General features: G+C 60.2%; 19 protein-coding genes. 6 read left to right on the top strand and 13 right to left on the bottom strand.

Features of this window, described 5'->3' with window-relative positions; translation table 11 throughout:
- Window positions 1-21: 21 nt before the first annotated feature.
- The 4 genes from arfA to leuS form a co-directional block, all read right to left on the bottom strand.
- Entirely contained in the window at window positions 22-186 is a 165-nt protein-coding gene (gene arfA, locus ACYZT3_RS25950) for an alternative ribosome rescue factor ArfA (RefSeq protein ID WP_008152840.1), read from the bottom strand.
- Between the two features lie 244 nt (window positions 187-430).
- A complete protein-coding gene (gene holA / locus ACYZT3_RS25945; protein ID WP_462031036.1) occupies window positions 431-1468 on the bottom strand; it encodes a DNA polymerase III subunit delta in 1038 nt (345 codons plus the stop codon).
- 39 nt (window positions 1469-1507) lie between these two features.
- Window positions 1508-2113 (bottom strand): LPS-assembly lipoprotein LptE, encoded by a 606-nt coding sequence (locus tag ACYZT3_RS25940; RefSeq protein WP_282383336.1) that lies wholly within the window; start codon window positions 2111-2113, stop codon window positions 1508-1510.
- Window positions 2114-2200: 87 nt separating this feature from the next.
- Complete coding sequence (leuS, locus tag ACYZT3_RS25935) at window positions 2201-4807, bottom strand: leucine--tRNA ligase (RefSeq protein WP_282383333.1); 2607 nt, start codon at window positions 4805-4807, stop codon at window positions 2201-2203.
- Between the two features lie 279 nt (window positions 4808-5086).
- Here leuS and ACYZT3_RS25930 point away from each other — a divergent pair, with 279 nt between their 5' ends.
- Complete coding sequence (locus ACYZT3_RS25930; protein WP_282383331.1) at window positions 5087-5407, top strand: hypothetical protein; 321 nt, start codon at window positions 5087-5089, stop codon at window positions 5405-5407.
- A gap of 107 nt (window positions 5408-5514) precedes the next feature.
- The gene (locus tag ACYZT3_RS25925) at window positions 5515-6276 is read left to right on the top strand and encodes a YdcF family protein (protein ID WP_462031035.1); all 762 of its coding nucleotides are present in this window, start codon (window positions 5515-5517) and stop codon (window positions 6274-6276) included.
- A 54-nt stretch (window positions 6277-6330) separates the two neighbouring features.
- On the opposite strand, the gene lnt is transcribed toward ACYZT3_RS25925, so the two are convergent.
- The 5 genes from lnt to miaB form a co-directional block, all read right to left on the bottom strand.
- On the bottom strand, window positions 6331-7854 hold the full coding sequence (lnt, locus tag ACYZT3_RS25920) for an apolipoprotein N-acyltransferase (RefSeq protein WP_282383324.1): 1524 nt from the start codon (window positions 7852-7854) through the stop codon (window positions 6331-6333).
- 8 nt (window positions 7855-7862) lie between these two features.
- Window positions 7863-8702 (bottom strand): HlyC/CorC family transporter, encoded by an 840-nt coding sequence (locus ACYZT3_RS25915; protein WP_008152854.1) that lies wholly within the window; start codon window positions 8700-8702, stop codon window positions 7863-7865.
- A 5-nt stretch (window positions 8703-8707) separates the two neighbouring features.
- Window positions 8708-9202 carry an rRNA maturation RNase YbeY gene (ybeY, locus tag ACYZT3_RS25910; RefSeq protein WP_282383321.1) on the bottom strand — a complete coding sequence of 165 codons (495 nt, stop codon included), beginning with the start codon at window positions 9200-9202 and terminating at the stop codon, window positions 8708-8710.
- Window positions 9195-10199: a PhoH family protein gene (locus tag ACYZT3_RS25905; protein WP_462031034.1), complete on the bottom strand. Its 1005-nt coding sequence runs from the start codon at window positions 10197-10199 to the stop codon at window positions 9195-9197. Before ACYZT3_RS25905 ends, ybeY begins: the two co-directional genes overlap by 8 nt.
- A 187-nt stretch (window positions 10200-10386) precedes the next feature.
- Window positions 10387-11712, bottom strand: a complete 1326-nt coding sequence (miaB, locus tag ACYZT3_RS25900; RefSeq protein WP_282381347.1) for a tRNA (N6-isopentenyl adenosine(37)-C2)-methylthiotransferase MiaB — start codon at window positions 11710-11712, stop codon at window positions 10387-10389.
- 134 nt (window positions 11713-11846) lie between these two features.
- Here miaB and ACYZT3_RS25895 point away from each other — a divergent pair, with 134 nt between their 5' ends.
- Window positions 11847-12176 (top strand): DUF1820 family protein, encoded by a 330-nt coding sequence (locus ACYZT3_RS25895; protein ID WP_007894425.1) that lies wholly within the window; start codon window positions 11847-11849, stop codon window positions 12174-12176.
- Between the two features lie 56 nt (window positions 12177-12232).
- Here ACYZT3_RS25895 and ACYZT3_RS25890 read toward each other — a convergent pair whose 3' ends face one another.
- The 4 genes from ACYZT3_RS25890 to ACYZT3_RS25875 all read right to left on the bottom strand — a co-directional run bounded on the left by ACYZT3_RS25890 (window position 12233) and on the right by ACYZT3_RS25875 (window position 15766).
- Window positions 12233-12787, bottom strand: coding sequence for a tetratricopeptide repeat protein (locus ACYZT3_RS25890; RefSeq protein ID WP_282381345.1), 555 nt, complete (start codon window positions 12785-12787; stop codon window positions 12233-12235).
- 224 nt (window positions 12788-13011) lie between these two features.
- A complete protein-coding gene (hemL, locus tag ACYZT3_RS25885) occupies window positions 13012-14295 on the bottom strand; it encodes a glutamate-1-semialdehyde 2,1-aminomutase (protein WP_462031033.1) in 1284 nt (427 codons plus the stop codon).
- Between the two features lie 17 nt (window positions 14296-14312).
- On the bottom strand, window positions 14313-14936 hold the full coding sequence (gene thiE / locus ACYZT3_RS25880) for a thiamine phosphate synthase (protein WP_282381341.1): 624 nt from the start codon (window positions 14934-14936) through the stop codon (window positions 14313-14315).
- Window positions 14937-14968: 32 nt separating this feature from the next.
- On the bottom strand, window positions 14969-15766 hold the full coding sequence (locus tag ACYZT3_RS25875) for a hydroxymethylpyrimidine/phosphomethylpyrimidine kinase (protein WP_282381340.1): 798 nt from the start codon (window positions 15764-15766) through the stop codon (window positions 14969-14971).
- Window positions 15767-16191: 425 nt separating this feature from the next.
- Between ACYZT3_RS25875 and ACYZT3_RS25870 the strand changes: the two genes are divergently transcribed.
- From ACYZT3_RS25870 to amn, 3 genes are all read left to right on the top strand, one after another.
- On the top strand, window positions 16192-18576 hold the full coding sequence (locus ACYZT3_RS25870) for a 7TM diverse intracellular signaling domain-containing protein (protein ID WP_462031032.1): 2385 nt from the start codon (window positions 16192-16194) through the stop codon (window positions 18574-18576).
- A 74-nt stretch (window positions 18577-18650) separates the two neighbouring features.
- Window positions 18651-20300, top strand: coding sequence for an acyl-CoA dehydrogenase family protein (locus tag ACYZT3_RS25865; protein ID WP_462031031.1), 1650 nt, complete (start codon window positions 18651-18653; stop codon window positions 20298-20300).
- A gap of 21 nt (window positions 20301-20321) precedes the next feature.
- Window positions 20322-21821 (top strand): AMP nucleosidase, encoded by a 1500-nt coding sequence (gene amn, locus ACYZT3_RS25860; RefSeq protein ID WP_282381334.1) that lies wholly within the window; start codon window positions 20322-20324, stop codon window positions 21819-21821.
- The last annotated feature ends 23 nt before the right edge of the window (window positions 21822-21844 follow it).

The raw sequence follows: 21844 nt of genomic DNA, 5'->3' as shown, positions 1-21844 counted from the left end.
TGTTGAGCGAGCGCTTGCCTTTCAGGCCGCCAGAAAGTAAGAAGCCTCCCAGCTATTAGACTGGAAGGCTTCGCGGCGGTAGCTGCCTTTGCCCTTGCCGGCGGGTTCCTGACGGCTGCGGAACAGTGGCTGGGCGATGATGGATTTGGCCTTGTTGGGGCCATTTTTGGATGGCTTTTTGCTCATGATGATTTCTCGCAAGTGAGTGGGTTTTGCGGTGCAAATCATCGGCCGAAGTCTGGGTTTTGTCTAGTCCACGTGATGTGTAGGACTTTTCGCCGATCGCCCTGTAGCAGCTGGCGAAGCCTGCGTTCGGCTGCGAAGCAGTCGTAAACCCTGAATCCGGGATCATCTGACACGCCGCGTCGCCTGATTTTGCGACTGCTTCGCAGCCGAACGCAGGCTTCGCCAGCTGCTACAGAGGGCGTGTTTACTCGGCGGGTAACGACAATCTTTGGCCGGCCATCAACAACGACAACCGACTCAAACTCATCCACGGTGAGCCGGCGGCCTGGCCTTTGATCTGTGCATCGATGCGCTGCGCCTCCAGCAATAACTGCGCCCAGCGTTGCGCCGAGTAGCGTTGCAGGGCTTTGCTCATCAGCGGTTTGCGTTTGTCCCAGACCGGCGGTCGGGCAGAGCTGAAGGCTTTGTCCAGCGGCACACCCTGGCTGTATTGCAGCGACAAGCTGGCCAGCAGACGCAGCTCCCGAGCCAGCGCCCAGAGAATCACGGGTGGTTCGACGCCTTCGCCACGCAGCCCTTCGAGCATGCGCAGGGCATGAGCCGCTTCGCCGTTAAGAATCGCATCGGTCAGTCCAAAGACATCGAAGCGCGCACTGTCAGCAACGGCCGCTTGCACGGTTTCAACGGTGATCTGACCGCCTTCGGCCATCAGTTTGAGCTTTTCGATTTCCTGGGCGGCAGCCAGCAAATTGCCCTCGACCCGTGCGGCGATCAATTCGACGGCGTCCTGGCTGGCGGAAAGGCCGGCCTGGGACAGCCGTTGACGGATCCAGCTCGGCAACTGGTTGGCCTCTACCGGCCAGATTTGCACGAACTGGGTCTGCTGGCCTTCGACCAGCGCCTTGCCCCACTTGGTTTTCTGCGCGCTGCCATCAAGCTTGGGCAGGCTGATCAACAGCACCGTGTCTTCGGCCGGTCGCGAGCAGTACTCAATGAACGCGGCGGCACCTTTGTCACCGGGTTTGCCGGACGGTAGACGCAGTTCCAGCAGACGCTTTTCGGCGAACAGCGACATGCTCGCTCCGGCCTGCAGCAACGTACCCCAGTCGAAACTGGCGTCGGCGGCGAAGACCTGGCGCTCGTCGAATCCCTGTTGGCGGGCGGCGGCACGAATGGCGTCGGCGGCTTCCTGACACAGCAGTGGGTCATCGCCACTGATGATGTAGACCGGCGCGAGGGCGCCTTGCAGGTGTTTAGCGAGTTGGGCGGGGGCGAGTTTCATAGGAGAGGGCGAACGGGGCGCCTGCGCGCCCCGTAAGTCTTACTGCTGCGGCAGTTCGATAGGCGACTGGCGCGGGGTTGCCGCTTCAGCCTTCTGCGCCGCTTCCAGTGCATCGGCTTCAGCCTTGGCTTTGGCGTTAGCGGTCTGTTGCAGCTGATCCAACTGAACCGGAGTGAGCTGTTGCAGGCGCAGCATCATGCGTTGAACCAGTTCACGACGGGTTTCCTTGCGGGCGTCGTTGGCTTCCTGGTCGGAACCCACCAGGTTGCTACCGTCGTGGATAAAGATTTTTTGTACTTCGAGTTTGTCGCTCAGCAGCGTCAGGTTGCTCTCACCACGGATGTCGTAGTTCAACACTGTGCTCACCTGATACTCGCCAGTACGACCGGCACCGGCATAGCTCAAGATGCGCTGGCTTTCCTGCTCGTCGGTCAGCACCAGTTTGTAAGGTGCTCCGCTGTAGACCTTGACGCCGCTGCTTTGCAGCACCTGACGCAGTTGCGTCACGATTTCGCCGTAGGCATTGCGGGCACTCAGGTCGAGTTCCTTGATCGCCAGTTCAGTGGTGCCGGTGCCGCGCAGCTGGAAACCGCAGGCGCTCAACAGGACCGCAAGGCCCATCACCAGCAAATTGCGTTTGATCATCTTGTTGCTCCCCTTGAAACCAGGTGGGCCGATCATGCGGCCCGAAAGGTTTTACGCGGCGCCAGGCTCACCTGGCGCCTGATCCAATTAGCTGGCGACGATATTGACCAGTTTCCCGGGCACTACGATCACTTTACGAATAGTCAGGCCGTCGACAAAGCGCAGTACGTTCTCGTTGGCCCGTGCAGCGGCTTCGACTTCTTCGCGACTGGCACTGGCGGGCATTTCAATGTGGCCGCGCAGTTTGCCATTCACTTGAATGACAAGCTGCAGACTGTCTTGCACCAGAGCGCTCTCGTCCAGTACCGGCCAACCTGCATCGATCACTGGTTCGGCGTGACCCAGGTGATGCCACAGTTCATGGCTGATGTGCGGAGTGATCGGTGCCAGCAGCAGGGCCACGGTTTCCAGACCTTCGTGAATCAGTGCGCGATCCTGCGCGGTGCCTTGCGGGGCTTTTTCCAGCACGTTCATCAGCGTCATCACCTGGGCGATGGCGGTGTTGAATTTGTGGTGCTGGCCGACGTCCTGGCTGGCTTGCTTGATGGCCAGATGGATCGAGCGACGAATGACTTTCTGTTCGTCGTTCAGCGAGGCGATGTCCAGTTTCCCCGGCAAGCCTTGGCCGACGTGGGCCTGAGCCAGACGCCAGACGCGCTTGAGGAAGCGGTGCGAACCTTCGACGCCGGAGTCGGACCATTCCAGGCTCATGTCAGGCGGCGAGGCGAACATCATGAACAGGCGGCAGGTGTCTGCACCGTACTGGTCGATCATCGACTGCGGGTCAACGCCGTTGTTCTTGGACTTGGCCATTTTCTCGGTGCCACCGATTTCCACCGGCAGGCCGTCCGAAATCAGTTTGGCGCCAATGATCTTGGCCTTGCTGTCGCGCTCGAGTTCGACGTCCGCCGGGTTGAACCAGGTGTAACTGCCGTTGGCTTCGCGACGGTAGTAAGTCTCGGCGATCACCATGCCTTGGGTCAGCAGGTTCTTGAACGGCTCGTTGGAACTCACCAGGCCTTCGTCGCGCATCAGCTTGTGGAAGAAGCGCGCGTACAGCAGGTGAAGAATGGCGTGTTCGATACCGCCAATGTACTGATCCACCGGCAGCCAGTGGTCGGCCGCGGCTTTTTCCACCAGGCCGCCTTCATAGTGCGGCGAGGCGTAGCGGGCGTAGTACCACGAGGACTCGACGAAGGTGTCCATGGTGTCGGTTTCACGCTTGGCCGGTGCGCCGCATTTCGGGCACTCGCACTCGTAGAACTGCGGCATGCGCGCCAGCGGCGAACCCGCGCCGTCCGGTACAACGTCTTCCGGCAACACAACGGGCAACTGATCTTCCGGGACCGGCACATCACCGCAGGTGTCGCAGTGGATGATCGGAATCGGGCAGCCCCAGTAGCGCTGGCGGCTGATGCCCCAGTCGCGCAGGCGGAACTGGGTGCGAGAGGCACCGAGGTTTTTCTTGATCAGCGCGACTTCGATGGCGTCGAAGGCACCTTCGAAGTCGAGGCCGTCGAACTCGCCGGAATTGATCAGCGTGCCGTGTTCACCGTAGGCGTCCTGCCATGGCGACGGGTTAGTGCTGCCGGAGCTGGTACGCACTACCGATTTGATCGGCAGGTTGTACTGGGTGGCGAACTCGAAATCACGTTCGTCGTGCGCCGGGACGGCCATTACCGCGCCATCGCCGTAGTGCATCAGCACATAGTTGGCGACCCACACCGGGAGTTTCTCACCGGTCAGCGGGTGCTCGACGAACAGCGAGGTCGGCAGGCCTTTTTTCTCTTGAGTGGCGACGTCGGCTTCTGCGACGCTGCCGCCCTTGCATTCAGCGATGAACGCTTGCAGCTCAGGGTTGTTCTGCGCGGCCAGGGTCGCCAGAGGGTGTTCGGCGGCCACAGCAACGTAGGTCGCGCCCATCAGGGTGTCCGGACGGGTCGTGAAGACTTTCAGTACGCCGGCTTCGCCGATGGAATCGACGTTGTACGGGAACTGCACTTCCATGCCTCGGGACTTGCCGATCCAGTTGCGCTGCATGGTCTTGACCTGTTCAGGCCAGCCCGTCAGTTCGTCGAGGCTCGACAGCAACTCATCCGCGTAAGCGGTGATCTTGAAGTAGTACATCGGAATTTCGCGTTTTTCGATCAGCGCGCCGGAACGCCAGCCGCGACCGTCGATCACCTGTTCGTTGGCCAGAACGGTCTGATCGACCGGGTCCCAGTTCACGGTGCCGTTTTTACGGTAGATCACGCCTTTTTCGAACAAGCGAGTGAACAGCCATTGTTCCCAGCGGTAGTAATCAGGCTTGCAGGTGGTGATTTCGCGGGACCAGTCCACCGCCAGGCCCAGGCTGCGCAGCTGGGTTTTCATGTAGGCGATGTTTTCGTAGGTCCATTTGGCGGGCGCTACGTTGTTCTTCATCGCGGCGTTTTCCGCCGGCATGCCGAAGGCGTCCCAACCCATGGGTTGCAGGACGTTTTTGCCTTGCATGCGCTGGTAGCGGGAGATTACGTCGCCGATGGTGTAGTTGCGCACGTGCCCCATGTGTAGCTTGCCGCTGGGGTAAGGGAACATCGACAGGCAGTAGAAGGTCTCCTTGCCTGGCTGTTCACTGACTTCAAAGGACTTTTGCTCGTCCCAGAACGACTGGGCGGCGGCTTCGATTTCACGGGGCTGATATTGTTCGTGCATGGCTACTTTTGAACTGAATAGGGGTGGCCTAATCCTCTTCAATGCAACGCTGGACGGTGAGCACGTCAAATCGACGTTTCGGTGTCCAGGCGAGCTGGAAGTGGAGTTACAGGAAGCGCCGTAGCATACATGACCGCACTCTACCGAGGGAAACCCTGATTACTGCTGCGGGCCTCCCAAAAACCGCTGCGAGGGCCGTTGGTCGCAGCACTCAGCCGGTTTGTTCATGGAAGCTAAGCTCTAAATGGGGAGTGAGTCTTATCTTCAATGAGGTGAGGGATGGTTGAGTCACGGCAAAAAGTTACAAAACCGGAGCTGTACGAAAGATTGATCGATCGTCTGGGAATGGCCCTGGACGCGGCCAAAACCGCTGGCCGGTTACGCGATGAGCGTCCGCTGGAACTGGAATTGCGAGGCTTGAGCCCCGCAGAGTTTGCACTGGTCAAGGCGTATCTCGATCGCAGTGAACGTGAGACACACGGATGCCTGTCAGAAGCAGTGAAGCAACTCGACGCACCACGTTCGGCCAAGATCATCTGGCTCAAGGACAAAACACCCGGCAGGGACGCGGTAAAGGTCCGGTCTCTGCAATTCAAGTAAGGGCACTTGAAGCCATGACGTACGGTTTTTTGAAGCATAGTCCTTCCGCATTTGTTGTCGCATTGCGTCAACCCACTTAGGCTTCGAGCATCTTTTGGAGATGCTCGATGCCTTTTCGATATTTCGTTAAACAACTTCTGCTGCCTCCCGGCATTCTTTTGCTGCTATTGGTGCTTGCCTGGTGGTTCCGCCGCTCAAGACCGCGCCTTGCCGGATGGTGCTTTGCGCTGGGCGTGGGCGGCTTCTGGCTGATGAGCCTGCCGGTGGTGGTGCAGTGGGGCGCCAAGGCGCTGGAGCGAGAAGCACCGTTGGCTCGCGACGAATGGGCGACGTTGGCTCAGCACGCTGACGCGATTGTGGTGCTGGGTGCGGGGCGTGAACGTGGTGATCTGGCCTGGGGTGGCGACCAGCCGACGGGTGTGGCGCTGCAGCGCCAGCGTTATGCGGCGCGATTGGCCAAGGCGTCGGGCCTGCCGATCCTGACCAGTGGCGGCCTGCATTACGGCACACCGCCGACCGAAGCCAAGTTGATGGCAGACTCTTTGCTCGATGATTTCGGCGTGACTGTGCGTTGGCAGGAAGGGCGCAGCCGCACGACCTGGGAGAACGCGCAGTTCAGCGCCGAGGTGTTGTTGCCGCAAGGAATCAAGCGCGTGGTCGTCGTGACTCAGGCCTGGCACATGCCGCGAGCGGTCTGGAGTTTCAAGAAGGCAGGATTTGAAGTGGTGCCAGCGCCGATGGGGTTTTTAGGCGTGGACAACGCTCGGCCACTGGGCGGCTGGATGCCGGAATTCAAGTCTATCTGGCAGAGTGGGCAGCTGATGAATGAGGCGGTGGGGCAGATCGGCTATTCGGTGTTTTACCGCTGAAAAGCAAAAGATCGTCCGAACGCGGCCCGATCTTTTGGCTTACACCTTACATTCTCAGACAGTCTTGGCCATCCGGCTCGCCACGAGCGCCCAGCCAAACAACAGCACGCAAACAATGATCAGCGGCCACGAGCGCCATTCCAGATAGGGCGTCAGGTTGTGCATGGGCACCACTTCACCGTACAGAATGCCGCGTTCGAATTGCGGGATCTGCACGGTGATCTGGCCGAACGGGTTGATCAAACCGGTTACGCCGTTGTTGGTGGCGCGGATCATCCAGCGACCGGCCTCAAGCGCGCGCATCTGCGCCATCTGCAAGTGTTGCAGCGGGCCGATGGAGGTGCCGAACCAGGTGTCATTGCTGATGGTCAGCAGCAAATCGCTACGCGCCGCGAGGCTGGCGGCGAATTCCGGGTAAACCACTTCGTAGCAGATGAACGGTGCAATCTGATAACCCTTGGCTTGCAGCATCGGCTGATCGGCAGGGCCACGGGCAAAGTCCGACATCGGCAGGTCGAAGAAAGCGATCAGCCCCCGCAACACTTCCTGCAACGGAACGTATTCGCCAAACGGCACCAGTTTCTGCTTGAGGTAAGTGCCATCGCCTTCACCCGCCACGGTGATACCGTTGAAGAAGCGCTTCTCGTGATGGACTTCCTGGCGGATTGGTACGCCGGTGATCAGCGCGGACTTACGCTCTGCAGCGAAGTTTCCCATCATGTTCAGGTAGCCCTCGGCGGACTCCTTGAGCACCGGGATGGCCGTTTCCGGCCAGATCAGCAAGTCGACCGGCTTCGAGCTAAAGCTCATGTCGCGGTACAGCGCCAGTTGCGCGTTGAGCTGCGCCGGGTCCCACTTCATGCTCTGTTCGATATTGCCCTGAATCGCCGCGACACTCAGCGGTGCGCCCGCCGGGCTGGTCCAGGCATGCTCCTTGAGCGCCACGCCGGCCACCCAAGGGCCGACCAGCAGCAACACACCTGCGGCGATGAAACCTTTGCGCCCCGTGCGAACCAGGCGCAAGGCGTTATAGATCAGCGCGGCCGTCAGGGCCAGAGTGAAGGAAATCAGCCACATTCCGCCAACTGGCGCGAGCCCGGCCAGCGGGCCGTTGAGCTGACTGTAGCCGGAATAGAGCCAGGGGAAACCGGTCAGGAACCAGCCGCGAAAGGCTTCCTGACCGACCCACAACGCCGCGAACGCCAGGGCGTCGGCCAGCGGCGCTTCGTTACGGCGCAGCCAGCGCGCCCAGATCCAGGCGGGCAGGGCGAAGAACCAGGCAATCGCCGCCGTGAAGATCAACATCAGGAAACCGGCCAGCAGCACTGAAGCGCCGCCGAAGTGGTGAATGCTGTAGTAGATCCAGCTGGTACCGGCGCCAAACAGGCCGAAACCGAAACACCAGCCACGTCCGAGAGCCTGGCGGGGGTTCAGTTCTCGCAAGCCGGCATAGAAGAATCCGACCGCCAGCAACGCCAACGGCCAGATATCGAACGGCGCCAGGGCCAGAGTGGTGATTGCACCGGCCGCCACGGCCAGCAGATTACCGGGCCAGCCGGGGCGGGTTACGCGGAGCATGTCAATCCTTAACGGGCAATGGGCGTCAGGCGAAGCAAGTGAATCCGACGGCTGTCGGCGTTCAGAATGCGGAAGCGATAAGGGCCGATTTCAGTGATTTCGTTGCGTTTTGGCAGGTGTCCGAACGCGCTCATCACCAGGCCGCCGACGGTGTCGAATTCGTCGTCGGAGAATTGGCTGTCGAAGAACTCGTTGAAGTTCTCGATCGGCGTCAGGGCCTTGATCAGGAAGTCACCGCTGGGCAGCGGCTTGATGTAGCTGTCTTCTTCGACGTCATGCTCGTCTTCGATGTCGCCGACGATTTGTTCCAGCACGTCTTCGATGGTCACCAGGCCCGCCACACCGCCATATTCGTCAATGACGATGGCCATGTGGTTGTGGTTGGCGCGGAACTCGCGCAGCAGCACATTCAGGCGCTTGGACTCGGGCACGAAAGTGGCCGGGCGCAGCAGGTCCTTGATGTTGAAGCTGTCGCCGTTCTCTTTTAGGATCAACGGCAGCAAGTCCTTGGCCAGCAATACGCCCATCACGTCATCGTGGCTTTCGCCGATCACCGGGTAGCGGGAGTGGGCCGAGTCGACCACGGCAGGCAGGAACTCGCGGGGTGTCTGGGTCGCCTTGATGCTGATCATCTGCGAGCGCGGGACCATGATGTCCCGTACTTGCAGGTCAGCGACCTGGATGGCGCCTTCGACGATGGCCAGCGCTTCGCTGTCCAGCAACTTGTTTTGGTGTGCATCGCGCAGCAGCTCCAGCAGCTCCTGGCGGTTCTTCGGCTCGTGGGCAAAAGCTTGGGTGAGTTTACCCAACCATGACTTTTGCCCGTTGCTCGATCGATCTTCGCTCATAGCGATTACTCTGAATCCTTTGTTGTAACGATAGGGGATGCGTCTGTTTCGTCGTCCGCATAAGGGTCGGGATGGCCCAACTCAGCAAGCAACGTTCGTTCCAGTGCTTCCATTTCTTCGGCTTCGTCGTCATCTATATGGTCGTAACCCAGCAGATGCAAGCAGCCGTGAATCACCAGATGCGCCCAATGGGCCTTGAGTTCCTTGCCTTGTTCGGCAGCTTCGCGCTCGACCACCGCCACGCAGATCACCAGATCGCCCAGCAGCGGGATATCCAGAAATTCGTCCGGAACGTCGGCGGGGAACGAAAGAACGTTAGTGGCGTAATCCTTTTGCCGCCAGGTGTGGTTCAGCTCGCGACCTTCCTCTTCATCGACCAAACGGATGGTCATTTCGGAGTCAGCTGTGCGCTGACGCAGAGCCAGTTCGCACCATTGGCGGAACTCGGCTTCGCTTGGGGCAGACGCTTCGGTAGCCAGTTGCAGATCAAGCTCAAGCATCGCGGCGGCTATCCTTCGGGGCATCATCGGCCACGCGATTTTCGAAGCGCTCATAGGCTTCGACGATGCGTTGCACCAGTGGATGGCGCACTACGTCCTTGGGCTTGAAATGGGTGAAGCTGATGCCCGGCACGTCTTTAAGTACCTCGATCACATGGTGCAGCCCGGACTTGGTGCCTTTTGGCAGATCGACCTGGGTGATGTCACCAGTGATGACCGCCGTGGAGCCGAAGCCGATCCGGGTCAGGAACATCTTCATTTGCTCGACGGTGGTGTTCTGGCTTTCGTCGAGGATGATGAAACTGTTGTTCAGGGTACGACCGCGCATGTAGGCCAGCGGCGCAACTTCGATCACCTGACGCTCGATCAACTTGGCGACGTGTTCGAAGCCGAGCATTTCATAGAGGGCATCGTAGAGCGGGCGCAGGTACGGGTCGATCTTCTGCGACAGGTCGCCGGGCAGGAAACCGAGCTTTTCGCCCGCTTCAACCGCCGGACGCACCAGCAGGATGCGGCGAATCTGCTCGCGTTCCAGCGCGTCTACCGCGCAGGCAACGGCCAGATAGGTCTTGCCGGTACCGGCCGGGCCGATGCCGAAGTTGATGTCGTTGCCGAGGATTTCCTTCACGTAGCGCAACTGATTCAAGCCGCGAGGGCGAATCATGCCTTTCTTGGTGCGCAGGGCCACGGAGGGTTCGCCGGGGGAGACGTTGTCCATCTCTTCGACGGCCGATTCCTGCAGGAACAGGTGAACCACGTCCGGCGACAGCTCGGTACCCTTGGTTTCCTGGTACAGGCGGCGCAGGAGGTTTTCCGCGGAGGTGGTGTGTTTGGGCTCACCGATCAGTTCGAACTGGTTTCCGCGGTTGCGGATCTCGATGGTCAGGCGCTGTTCGATCAAGCGCAGATGCTCGTCGAATTGCCCGCACAGATTGGCGAAGCGGCGAGCCTCAAAGGGCTCGAGGATAAAACGATGTGGTTCTATGGGTGCGTTCAAGGTCGTATTTAGCCGCCCTGGGGCAATTAAGATGAAATCAAGGATAACGCCAGTGGCCTGGGTGCGAAAGCTCTTAAATATCGCAAGGCCAAACACCGTCCCTGTAGGAGCGAAGCTTGCTCGCGAAGAACGATAACGCGATCCGTCAGACAGATAGCGGCGTGGCCTTCGCGAGCAAGCATCGCTCCTACAGCAGCGAGCCCCGCAGCGAGTGCGGCTGGGCGGCGTCGATGTGCACGTCGGCAAACTGGCCAATCAGCGTGGGATTGTCGCAGCGGAAGTTGACGATGCGGTTATTCTCGGTCCGGCCTTGTAGTTCGCCGGGGTCTTTTTTCGAATAATCGGTCACCAGGATCCGCTGGATTGAACCGACCATTTGTCGGCTGATCTCGAAACCTTGCTGGTTCAGGCGATGTTGCAGCGCATTCAGGCGTTCTTTCTTCAACGCTTCTGGCGTTTCGTCGGCCAGATCGGCAGCCGGAGTGCCCGGGCGCTGGCTGTAGACGAACGAGTAGGAGAAGTCGAAACCGACGTCTTCGATCAGCTTCATGGTCTGTTCGAAGTCTTTTTCGGTTTCGCCCGGAAAGCCGACGATGAAGTCAGAACTGATGCAGATCCCCGGCACGGCGGCACGCAGCTTGCGCAGTTTGGATTTGTATTCCAGCGCGGTGTGGTTGCGCTTCATCGCCGCCAGGATTCGGTCCGAGCCCGACTGCACCGGCAAGTGCAGATGCTTGACCAGTTCCGGCACGTCGGCGTGGGCCTGGATCAGGCTGTCGGAGAACTCCAGCGGGTGTGAGGTGGTGTAGCGGATGCGGTCAATGCCATCGACGGCGGCCACCACGCGGATCAGCTCGGCGAGATCCGCCAGGCGGCCATCGTGAGTGGTCCCGCGATAGCCATTGACGTTCTGCCCCAGCAGGGTCACTTCGCGCACGCCGTTTTCGGCCAGGTGGATGACCTCGGCGATCACGTCATCGAACGGTCGGCTGACTTCTTCACCTCGTGTGTAAGGCACCACGCAGAAGGTGCAGTACTTGCTGCAGCCTTCCATGACCGACACGTAGGCGCTTGGGCCATCGATGCGCGGCTCGGGCAAGTGGTCGAACTTTTCGATTTCCGGGAACGAGACGTCGACTTGCGGCAGTTTGGTCGCGCGCGCGGCGTCGATCATTTCCGGCAGGCGGTGCAGGGTCTGCGGGCCGAACACGACGTCGACATACGGGGCGCGGTCGCGGATGGCGGCGCCTTCCTGACTGGCCACGCAACCGCCGACGGCGATGACCATGTCCGGGTTTGCCAGTTTCAATTCGCGCCAGCGGCCGAGTTGGGAGTACACACGGTCCTGGGCGCGTTCGCGGATCGAACAGGTATTGAGCAGGATCACGTCGGCATCTTCAGCGCGAGCGGTGACTTCCAGGGCCTGATGTTCACCCAGCAGATCGACCATGCGCGAGCTGTCGTACTCGTTCATCTGGCAACCGTGGGTTTCGATGTAAAGCTTCTTGGCCATGGAAAGAGTCGTCACGTGATTCAAAGAACCGCGCATTATAGGGAACATGTCCCAAGGTTCCTACCGCTGTGCGTCCGGTGGCTATGCTATAGTTCGCGCCCTCATTTTTATCTCCGATGTGTTGCCCGCCCACCATGACCAAACGTGAAGCCCCAATCTACAAGGTGATTTTCCTCAACCAGGGCCAGGTGTACGAAATGTATGCCAAGCAGATCTATCAAAGTGATCTGTGGGGCTTCCTGGAAGTGGAAGAGTTCGTCTTTGGCGAGCGCACGCAAGTGGTCGTCGATCCGAGCGAAGAGAAGCTCAAGGCTCAGTTCGAAGGCGTTGTGCGCAGTTTTGTGCCGATGCATTCGATCGTGCGCATCGACGAGGTCGAGCGCCTCGGCACGCCGAAAATCAGCGAAGCCCGCGGTGCGGTAGGCAATGTCATGCCGTTTCCGATGCCGATGCCTGAGAAGTAAGCAGATTCAGATTGATCGTTCCCACGCAGAGCGTGGGAGCTATCGGATCCGGCTAATCAGGGAAGTGGTGAAAACGGCGTACGCCCATCGGCGCTTTGCAATTCCATCAGGTACTTGCGGAAGATTTGCCCGAGCACCTGGGTAGCCACCTCAAGTTCTTCGCGGGGCATTTTCTCGGCGACTTCGTCGGCGGTATCCAACGCATCTTCAGCGCCATTGACCGCAGCCATTTTCAGCACGATGTAAGCCTGGATGTTATTGGCCGGCACGCCTTCGCCGTGGAAGAACATGGTGCCAAGTTTGAATTGCGCCTGTGCGTGGCCTTGCAGCGAGGCCTTTTCGAAGTAGCCCATGGCTTTTTTGAGGTCGCGCGGCGCGTTTTTGCCGTCGTAGTAGAACTCACCCAACTCGTATTGCGCTTGCGCATCCCCTTCATCCGACGCTTTCTGGCAGGCGGCGAGAGCCTGCGCCAGGTCTTGCGGCTGAGTATTGAGGGTGCAACGACCCATCGCTGGGATTAACAACGAGTTGCCGCCTGCTTGTGCGAGCGCGAGCAGGGGCTGAAGGAGCAACAGGCAGCCCAATGCAAGGGCGCGGCCGGTGCGGTTCATGGGAATCGACTTACCTCTGAAGGGCGCGCGGACCCATCGAGGGATCCAATAAGCGCGCATTATGAAATAAGCAGGGCCAACCTTACAAAGTCTTTACTCGTTTTTCTGCTGCGCGGGGAATATATCGCCCACTTTGCTGGGGATATTGAGCAGAAGCGTAGGAATAAGGACGTAAAGGTAGGTGAAAGCTGACGCTGGCAATCGCCAACGTCAGCGGCACAGCGTTATTTCAATGCGGCAAATGCACGCTCGGCGGCATCCAGCGTCAGTTTCAGCTCGGTTTCACCATGGGCGATCGAAGTGAAGCCCGCTTCGAATGCGCTTGGCGCCAGGTACACGCCGCCTTCGAGCATCAGGTGGAAGAAGCGCCCGAAGAGGGCGGCGTCGCTGGCCATCACGTCATCGAAGGTGACGATGTCGTCGGCGCCGCTGAAGTACAGGCCGAACATGCCACCGGCCTGTGTGGTCACGAACGGAATGCCCGCCGCATCGGCGCGCTGTTGCAGGCCATCGAGCAGGCGGCTGGTGTAGTCGCTCAGCTCGGCGTGGAAACCCGGACGGCTGACCAAACGCAATGTTGTCAGACCGGCAGCCATAGCCAGCGGGTTACCCGACAAGGTGCCCGCCTGATAGACCGGGCCCAATGGCGCGATGTGCGACATGATTTCGCGCTTGCCACCGAAGCAGCCAACCGGCATGCCGCCACCGATGATCTTGCCGAAGGTGGTCAGGTCAGGCGTCACGCCGTAGTGGGCTTGTGCGCCGCCGAGGGCGACACGGAAACCGGTCATCACTTCGTCGAAAATCAGCACCACGCCATGCTTGTCGCACAGGGTCCGCAGACCTTCGAGGAAACCTGGCGCCGGAGGCACGCAGTTCATGTTGCCGGCCACTGGCTCGACGATGATGCACGCCACTTCCTGGCCGACTTCGGCGAGCAGGGTGTCTACGGCTTCGATGTCGTTGAACGGCAGGGTCAGGGTGTGTTTGGCGAAGGCCGCCGGCACACCGGCCGAGCTCGGCACGCCTTGGGTCAGGGCGCCGGAACCGGCCTTGACCAGCAGGCTGTCGGAGTGACCGTGGTAGCAGCCTTCGAACTTGATGATGCTGTCGCGGCCAGTGAAACCACGGGCCAGGCGGATCGCGCTCATGGTCGCTTCGGTGCCGGAGCTGACCATGCGCACCATTTCCATCGACGGCACGATCGAGCAAACCAGATCAGCCATCTGGGTTTCCATCTCGGTCGGGGCGCCGTAGGACAATCCGTGCTCAAGCTGTTTGCGTACCGCGTCCAGCACGTCGGGATGACTGTGACCGAGAATCATCGGCCCCCAGGAACCGACGTAATCCACGTAACGCTTGTCGTCTTCGTCAGTGACGTAGGCGCCTTCAGCGTGCTTTAAGAACAACGGCGTGCCGCCGACGCTTTTGAACGCGCGAACAGGCGAGTTCACGCCACCGGGAATGTGTTTCTGGGCATTGGCAAACAGCGTTTCGGAACGAGACATGATCGGGCTCTCAAAAATCAGGATTTGAACAATTCGTTAAAGGCGCGGGCGCGGCGCGTCACTTCGGCAGTGCTCTCGGCGCCAAACAGGCCATGGACTACCGCCAGCAGATCGACCCCGTGGGCCACCAGCGGGGCGGCGTTATCCAAGGTGATACCGCCGATCGCGCAGATCGGCAGGTGCAGTTTGCTGCGGGCCTTGTCGAGCAGTTCGAGACTGCAAGTCGGTGCGCCGGGTTTGGTGTTGGAGTTGAAAAAACGACCAAAGGCAACATAGCTGGCGCCTTCTTTGGCGGCTTGCTCGGCGAGTTCGAGCTGCGCGTGGCAAGTCGAACCGATGATCGCCTGGCGACCGAGCAACGCGCGGGCCGGAGTCAGCGGGCCATCGGTCTGGCCCAGGTGCACGCCGACGTTCAGACGCGCGGCCAGTTCGGCATCGTCGTTAATGATCAGCTGGGTCTTGTAGCGATCGCACAGATCGCGCAGCGTTTCGGCCTCGCGCAGTCGGCGGGCCTCATCGCTGCTCTTGTCGCGGTATTGCAGCAGGGTGACGCCGCCTTCCAGCGCCGCCTCCACGTACGAAAGAAATTTACCGGCCAGCAGTTGGCTATCGGTAATGGCGTACAGGCCACGTAGTTTCATCGGACAAGCCTCCCCGCATTACAAATGAAAAGTTACGAACAGAAGTCCAGCGGCAGGCGGCGCGGCACGAACTGGCCTTTGCCTAGCTGCTCCGCGTCACGCAGGGTACGCCAAGTGTAGTTAAGTGCCGACTGTACGGCGCTGGCGAGGTTTTCACCGAGGGCCAGACGACCCGCCAGGGCGCTGGCCAACGTGCAACCGGAACCGTGATAACTGCCGGGCAGGCGTTGGCAGGTGAAGGTTTCGCGGTGACCGTCGCGGCTGTACAGGCGATTGTGGATTTCGTGTTCATCGCCATGGCCGCCAGTGATCAGCAGGTGTTTGACGAATGGCAGGAGTTTTTCAGCGCACTCGTCCGCGGTGCCTTCGGGCAGTTCGGCGAGGATGCGGGCTTCGGGAAGATTAGGGGTGGCGATGATCGACAGGGGCAGCAGGCGTTCGCGCATGGCGTAGCCGACTTCGTCCTTGCCCAGGCGTCCGCCGCCGCCAGCGCGCAGCACCGGGTCGCAGACCACCGGCAAATCCGGGTGGGCCGACAGCAGTTCGACCACGGTGTCGACCATTTCCAGGGAACCGAGCATGCCCAGTTTGACCGCTGCTACCGTCGAGTCGTTGAGCACGGCATTGGCCTGGGCCAACACCCACTCACGGTCGAGGACGCGGAAGTCAGTGACATTGACCGTGTCTTGCACGGTCAGGGCGGTGACGGCCGGGGCCGCATGACAACCCTGAGCGAGCAGGGCTTCGATATCTGCCTGCAAGCCGGCGCCACCACTTGGGTCGTGGCCGGAGAGACAGAGGACAACGGGGCGGGAGCTGTAGATATTCATGGTGCGCGAGCTTACCACCAAACATCTTTTTTCGGGTGTCGACCAGTGAGTCATGAGGCGGTCCATGTAGCAGCTGCCGAAGGCTGCGTTCGGCTGCGCAGCAGTCGTGAAGTCAGTCGCTGCGGTGCATCAGGCAGACCGCGTGTTCATTTTACGACTGCTACGCAGCCGAACGCAGGCTTCGCCAGCTGCTGCAGGGAATAAGCCATTGCCACACGCTGACGGGTAAACAGCTCTATCCCAACGCATTGAGCTGGAACGCCCGTGTTAGAGCCTTTGTAGGAAAAATTTTAATAGTGCTCAATGGCCATCAATGGCTATGCTAGAGTGGATCCAAACCAATAACAGGTAATACCGGTTTTACGTCTACTCAAAAGGAATGAGGGGCTTCCTGAGATAACCGGACAGGCCACGCTGGGGCTTAAATGCGCTATTTGCTGATGTTACTGTTGTGCTTGCCCCTCATGGCGAGTGCCGTCGAGTTCGATGAATTCACTCAAAGCCTTCCCCTGGGCCGAACCCTGCAAGTGTTTGAAGACGCGGGCGGTCAGGCGACCATCGCCGACGTCCGTGCGCAAGCCGCGGGCGGAAACTTCAAGCCTCACGACAAAGCGACCCTCAACGCCGGTTACTCGCGTTCAGCGTTCTGGTTGAAAATTGACCTGCATTACCGCCCGACCAATCCCGCGGTGCAACGCACCTGGTTGCTGGAACTGGCCTATCCGCCCCTTGATCACCTTGATCTGTACTTGCCCGATGCTGCCGGTGGCTATCAGTTGGCCCGACAGACCGGTGATGCCTTGCCGTTCGCCACTCGCGAAATCCGCCAGAACAACTACCTGTTCGATATGAACTTCACCGCTGATCAAGCGCAAACCGTGTACCTGCGCCTGCAGAGTGAAGGGTCGATCCAGGCGCCGGTCACGTTGTGGTCGAGTACTGCTTTGCTCGAAGAACAACCGGTCCGACTCTATGTGTTGGGCCTGATCTACGGCGTGTTGTTGGGCATGCTGGTCTACAACCTGTTCATCTACCTCAGCGTGCGCGATACCAGTTACCTCTATTACATCTTCTACATCGCCTCGTTCGGCCTGTATCAGCTGTCGGTAAACGGCGCAGCCGTGGAATATTTCTGGCCAGACAACCCGTGGTGGGCCAACGCCGCCACGCCGTTTTTCATCGGTTGCTCGGGGCTCTTCGGCAGCCAGTTCGCCCGTAGTTTCTTGCAGATCACAACGTACAGCCGTTGGCTCGACCGCTTGCTGTTGGCATTGATTGCGTTCAGCGCGGTGGTGGTCGGGTTGTCATTGATGGCCAGTTACGCCCTGGCCTTGCGTCTGGCGACAGCGCTGGCACTGGCCTTCACCCTAGTGATTTTTGCCGCAGGGATTTTCGCCTGGCTGCGTGGCCTGCGAGTGGCGCGGTATTTCATCATCGCCTGGTCGGCCTTCCTGCTCGGCGGCATCGTCAACACGCTGATGGTGCTGGGTTACCTGCCGAACGTGTTCCTGACCATGTATTCCAGCCAGATCGGCTCGGCGATTGAAGTGGCGCTGCTGTCCCTGGCACTGGCCGATCGCATCAATGCCATGCGCGAGCAACAGGCGCAGACCCTGTTCGATGCCGGTCAAAAGCTCGAAGTGCTGAACCAGCAATTGGCTCACAGTAACAAGCTCAAGGACGAATTCCTCGCCACCCTGACCCACGAACTGCGCACGCCTATGAATGGCGTGATCGGTTCGCTGGAGCTGATGCAGACCGTCGAGATGGGCCCGGAGTTGGAGCAATACCAGCAAACAGCCGCAGGTTCGGCGCGAGACATGATGCGCATGGTCAACGGCATCCTGACCCTGACCGAGTTGCAGGCCGGCAAACTCAAGACCTATCCGGCTACCTTCAGTTTGCGCGGCGTGGTTGAGGCTTTGCGCCTGCAGTTTGAGGGCAACGCCCTGAGCAAGTCGTTGGACTTCAAAGTTGACGTGACGGCGGGGCTGCCGGATCGCTTGCACGGCGACAGCGCCAAGTTGGCGCAGTGCCTGGAATGCCTGCTGGATAACGCGATCAAGTTCACTCGAATTGGCGGGTTAGCGCTGCGGGTGACGGGTAAACCCGTGGAGCCCAACCGACTGGCACTGTCGTTTGCGGTGATCGACACCGGCATCGGCTTCAGCGATCTGGGAGAGGCGACCCTTTATCAGCGGTTCTTCCAGCTCGACGGCTCGATGACCCGAGAATACGGCGGTCTGGGCGTCGGCCTGGCGATCTGTCGGCAGTTGGTGGAATTACTCGGCGGGCGCCTGACTCACCGCTCCGAGCCTGGCCGGGGCAGCCGCTTCCAGCTCGACGTCGAACTCGAACTGCCCGTGGTGGAACGGCCGTCAGTGCCCTTGATGACCCAGGAATTTCCTCGCCTGCGATTGCCTCAGGACTGCACGGTGCTGCTGGTCGATGACAACAGCATCAATCAGTTGGTGATGCGCGGGATGTTGCTCAAACTGGGGTTCCGGGTGCGCACCGCCGACAATGGCGCTACCGCGCTTGATCACTTGCAGCGCGAAACCTTTGATGCGGTATTGCTCGATTGCCAGCTAACACCTCTGGACGGCGCGTCCCTCTGTTGCCAGATCCGCGCGTTGCCGGGCTGCAGCGAATTGCCAGTATTCGTGATTGCCTTGAGCATTGATCGGGAACGCTTTCCGACCGGTGCCTTGATCGATTACCTGAACAAACCGGTGAAGTTCGAGGACCTGCAGGCAGCGCTCTATCGTCGCGTGCTCTGTCCAAGGCAAGGCGAAAGCGCCGGCAGTTAGGCAGATATGACACTTTGTTCCGCTAAGGGGCGGTGCTTAACTGAAGTCCCTTGGCTGACCAAAGGAGCCCCGTCATGAACCTGCATCAGTTCGCCGAAACCCACGAAGTCACCAACCAGCCACCGTCGCTGGACGGCACCAACCTGTATCGCATCGACCTGCCGTTGCAGGAGTGGTCGCGGCGTTTCGGGGCCGGGTGGGCCGAGTCGCGGATCGACGCTTACGGCGCCCTGGCAGGCGGGCCGCTGATGGACGCGGGGTTCCTGGCCAATCAGAACAAGCCGGTTTTCAGCAGTCATGACCGTTACGGCCATCGCATTGACCTGGTGGAATTTCACCCGGCCTATCACGAACTGATGCGCACGGCGGTCGAGCACGGTTTGACCTCGTTGCCCTGGGCGCATCCGCAGTCCGGCGCCCACGTCGCCCGCGCCGCCCTGACCTACCTGCACAGCCAGGCCGAAGCCGGTAGTGGTTGCCCGCTAACCATGACCTTCGCCAGCGTCCCGGCGATGCGTTTGCAGCCGGATCTGGCCAAGCAATGGCTGCCGAAAATCCTCTCCACCGAATACGACCCGCGCAATGTCGGCATGGCCCACAAGGCCGGGGTCACCATCGGTATGGCGATGACCGAGAAACAGGGCGGCACCGACGTGCGGGCCAACACCACCAAGGCTTATCCGGTCGGCGCCAGTGGTCCGGGCCAGGCGTATGAGCTGGTGGGTCACAAGTGGTTCTGTTCGGCGCCGATGTGCGATGCCTTCCTGACCCTGGCCCAGACTGACAAGGGGCTGACCTGTTTCCTGTTGCCGCGCCATCGCCCGGACGACTCGCGCAATCAGTTCTACATACAGCGCCTGAAGAACAAGCTCGGCAATTGCTCCAACGCTTCCAGTGAAGTGGAGTTCCGTGGTGCACTGGCATGGATGGTCGGCGAGGAGGGGCGGGGCGTTCCGACCATCATCGAAATGGTCGCCATGACCCGCTTCGATTGCATGGTCGGTTCCAGTTCGCTGATGCGCCAGGCCCTGACCCAGGCCAGCCATCACTGCGCTCACCGTAGGGTTGGCGGCAAGTTGCTCAGCGAACAACCCTTGATGCAGAACGTACTGGCCGACCTGGCTCTGGAAAGCGAAGCCGCCCTGGCGTTGAGCCTGCGCATGGGCCAGGCGCTGGATCATCTGGATGACGACCATGAAGCCAAATTCGCTCGGCTGGTCACGGCGGTGGGCAAGTACTGGATCTGCAAACGCGCGCCAGGGATGATCAACGAAGCCGCCGAATGCATGGGCGGCGCCGGTTATGTCGAAGACAGCATCTTGCCGCGGTTGTACCGTGAGGCACCGGTCAATTCGACGTGGGAAGGTTCCGGCAACGTGCAATGCCTCGACGTTTTGCGAGCGTTGTCGAAGGAGCCGGGTGTGCTCGACGTATTGTTCAGCGAATTGGGCGATGGTCATGGCGACCAACGCTTGGCCGCGCACATCAGCCAATTGAAGGCGGCCTTCAAGGACACCCGCGATATTCAATACCGCGCCCGCCAGCTCACCGAAGACATCGCCTTGGGCCTTCAGGCCAAGCTGTTGCTGGAGGCTGGCAACAGCGCCGTCAGTGATGCGTTCATTGCGAGCCGCTTGGGTTCCGCCGGTCGGGTGTATGGCGCGTTGCCACGTGGGTTGGATGTGGAAGCGATTGTTGCCCGCTCGACACCACAGGGCTTCTGATCGCGCTGACTTGCAGGCAAGATGAAGGTCTGCAAGTCAGAACACAGGATGCTGATCGTGACCGAAGCTTTTATTGTCGTTCAAACCGCCGAGCAAGCCGTGGATCGGCTTGCGCTCTTGCACAATCGTGCAACCACCGCGCTGAACCAGGCGCTCAAGCGTTACCTCAAGGATCGTGTCGAACCGGACGCCGAACAGCGTGCGATGTTTCGTTATCCCGAACTGCGCCTGACCTACCTCTGCCAGGGCGAAGTCCCACAGACCACGCGCGCCTATGCCAAGGTTCAATTGCCGGGGACGTACAGCGTCACCGTCACCCATCCGGCGGCTTTCCGTAAATATCTGCTGGAACAGCTTGTTCCTTTGATGCACGACTTCACCGTGACGGTGGAAGTCGGTATCAGCCAGCAAAACATTCCTTATCCGTACGTGGTTGAGCAGGGCGATGAACTGGCCGGCTCCGGCGTCACCGCAGCGACGCTGGCGCGGGTGTTTCCGAGTACTGACCTGTCCGCCGCCACCGACGGCATCGCCGATGGTTTGTACGATTGGGAAAACACCGATCCGCTGCCGTTGGCTTTGTTCGACGCCGCGCGGGTGGATTTCTCCCTGCGCCGCCTGGTGCATTACACCGGCAGCGACTGGCGCCATGTGCAACCGTGGATTCTGCTGACCAACTACCACCGCTACGTCGACCAGTTCATCGTTCATGGTCTGGAACAGTTGCGCAGCGATCCGCGTTTCGTGCGTATGGTCTTGCCGGGCAACGTCATCATCGAAAAGAGCATGGACCACGGCGAAGCCTCGGCGATTGCCGCGGGCGTGGTCTGGCACCGTTATCAGATGCCGGCCTATCACCTGATCGCCACCGACGGCCATGGCGTGACTCTGGTCAACATCGGCGTCGGCCCGTCCAACGCCAAGAACATCACCGACCACCTGGCAGTGCTGCGTCCGCACTGCTGGCTGATGATCGGCCACTGTGGCGGCTTGCGTCAGTCGCAGACCATTGGCGATTACGTGCTGGCGCACGCCTACATGCGCCGCGACGGGATTCTCGATCGGGTCGTACCGCCGAATATCCCGATTCCGGCCCTGGCCGAAGTGCAGATGGCGTTGCAGCAAGCGGCGGCCAACATCACTGGAGAGAAGGGCGACGAGCTGAAAAAACGCCTGCGCACCGGCACCGTACTGACCTACGACGACCGTAACTGGGAATTGCGCTGGGCTCAAGAACGTCCGCTGATCAACCTGTCTCGCGCCGTGGCGGTGGACATGGAAAGCGGCACCATCGCCGCGCAAGGTTATCGTTTGCGGGTCCCATATGGCACGTTGCTCTGTGTCTCGGACAAACCGTTGCACAGTGAAATCAAGCTGCCGGGTTCGGCCAACGCTTTCTATGAGCGCGCGGTCAGCCAGCACTTGAAGATCGGCATCGAGGCGGTGGACTTGTTGCGCACCGAGCTCAACTCTCTGCACTCACGCAAACTGCGCAGCTTCGACGAGCCGCCGTTCCGCTAACGGTTTGTCGTGGTCATTTGGCG

It is taken from the genome of Pseudomonas sp. MDT1-16 (assembly GCF_054898115.1).
Note: the sequence above shows the minus strand (reverse complement) of the source record. Positions and strands in the feature narration are given on the sequence as shown.

Excerpts from the sequence above, each read along its gene's own strand:
- arfA (WP_008152840.1), bottom strand. The coding sequence starts at position 186 with ATGAGCAAAAAGCCATCCAAAAATGGCCCCAACAAGGCCAAATCCATC.
- holA (WP_462031036.1), bottom strand. The coding sequence starts at position 1,468 with ATGAAACTCGCCCCCGCCCAACTCGCTAAACACCTGCAAGGCGCCCTC.
- ACYZT3_RS25940 (WP_282383336.1), bottom strand. The coding sequence starts at position 2,113 with ATGATCAAACGCAATTTGCTGGTGATGGGCCTTGCGGTCCTGTTGAGC.
- leuS (WP_282383333.1), bottom strand. The coding sequence starts at position 4,807 with ATGCACGAACAATATCAGCCCCGTGAAATCGAAGCCGCCGCCCAGTCG.
- ACYZT3_RS25930 (WP_282383331.1), top strand. The coding sequence starts at position 5,087 with ATGGTTGAGTCACGGCAAAAAGTTACAAAACCGGAGCTGTACGAAAGA.
- ACYZT3_RS25925 (WP_462031035.1), top strand. The coding sequence starts at position 5,515 with ATGCCTTTTCGATATTTCGTTAAACAACTTCTGCTGCCTCCCGGCATT.
- lnt (WP_282383324.1), bottom strand. The coding sequence starts at position 7,854 with ATGCTCCGCGTAACCCGCCCCGGCTGGCCCGGTAATCTGCTGGCCGTG.
- ACYZT3_RS25915 (WP_008152854.1), bottom strand. The coding sequence starts at position 8,702 with ATGAGCGAAGATCGATCGAGCAACGGGCAAAAGTCATGGTTGGGTAAA.
- ybeY (WP_282383321.1), bottom strand. The coding sequence starts at position 9,202 with ATGCTTGAGCTTGATCTGCAACTGGCTACCGAAGCGTCTGCCCCAAGC.
- miaB (WP_282381347.1), bottom strand. The coding sequence starts at position 11,712 with ATGGCCAAGAAGCTTTACATCGAAACCCACGGTTGCCAGATGAACGAG.
- ACYZT3_RS25895 (WP_007894425.1), top strand. The coding sequence starts at position 11,847 with ATGACCAAACGTGAAGCCCCAATCTACAAGGTGATTTTCCTCAACCAG.
- ACYZT3_RS25890 (WP_282381345.1), bottom strand. The coding sequence starts at position 12,787 with ATGAACCGCACCGGCCGCGCCCTTGCATTGGGCTGCCTGTTGCTCCTT.
- hemL (WP_462031033.1), bottom strand. The coding sequence starts at position 14,295 with ATGTCTCGTTCCGAAACGCTGTTTGCCAATGCCCAGAAACACATTCCC.
- thiE (WP_282381341.1), bottom strand. The coding sequence starts at position 14,936 with ATGAAACTACGTGGCCTGTACGCCATTACCGATAGCCAACTGCTGGCC.
- ACYZT3_RS25875 (WP_282381340.1), bottom strand. The coding sequence starts at position 15,766 with ATGAATATCTACAGCTCCCGCCCCGTTGTCCTCTGTCTCTCCGGCCAC.
- ACYZT3_RS25870 (WP_462031032.1), top strand. The coding sequence starts at position 16,192 with ATGCGCTATTTGCTGATGTTACTGTTGTGCTTGCCCCTCATGGCGAGT.
- ACYZT3_RS25865 (WP_462031031.1), top strand. The coding sequence starts at position 18,651 with ATGAACCTGCATCAGTTCGCCGAAACCCACGAAGTCACCAACCAGCCA.
- amn (WP_282381334.1), top strand. The coding sequence starts at position 20,322 with ATGAAGGTCTGCAAGTCAGAACACAGGATGCTGATCGTGACCGAAGCT.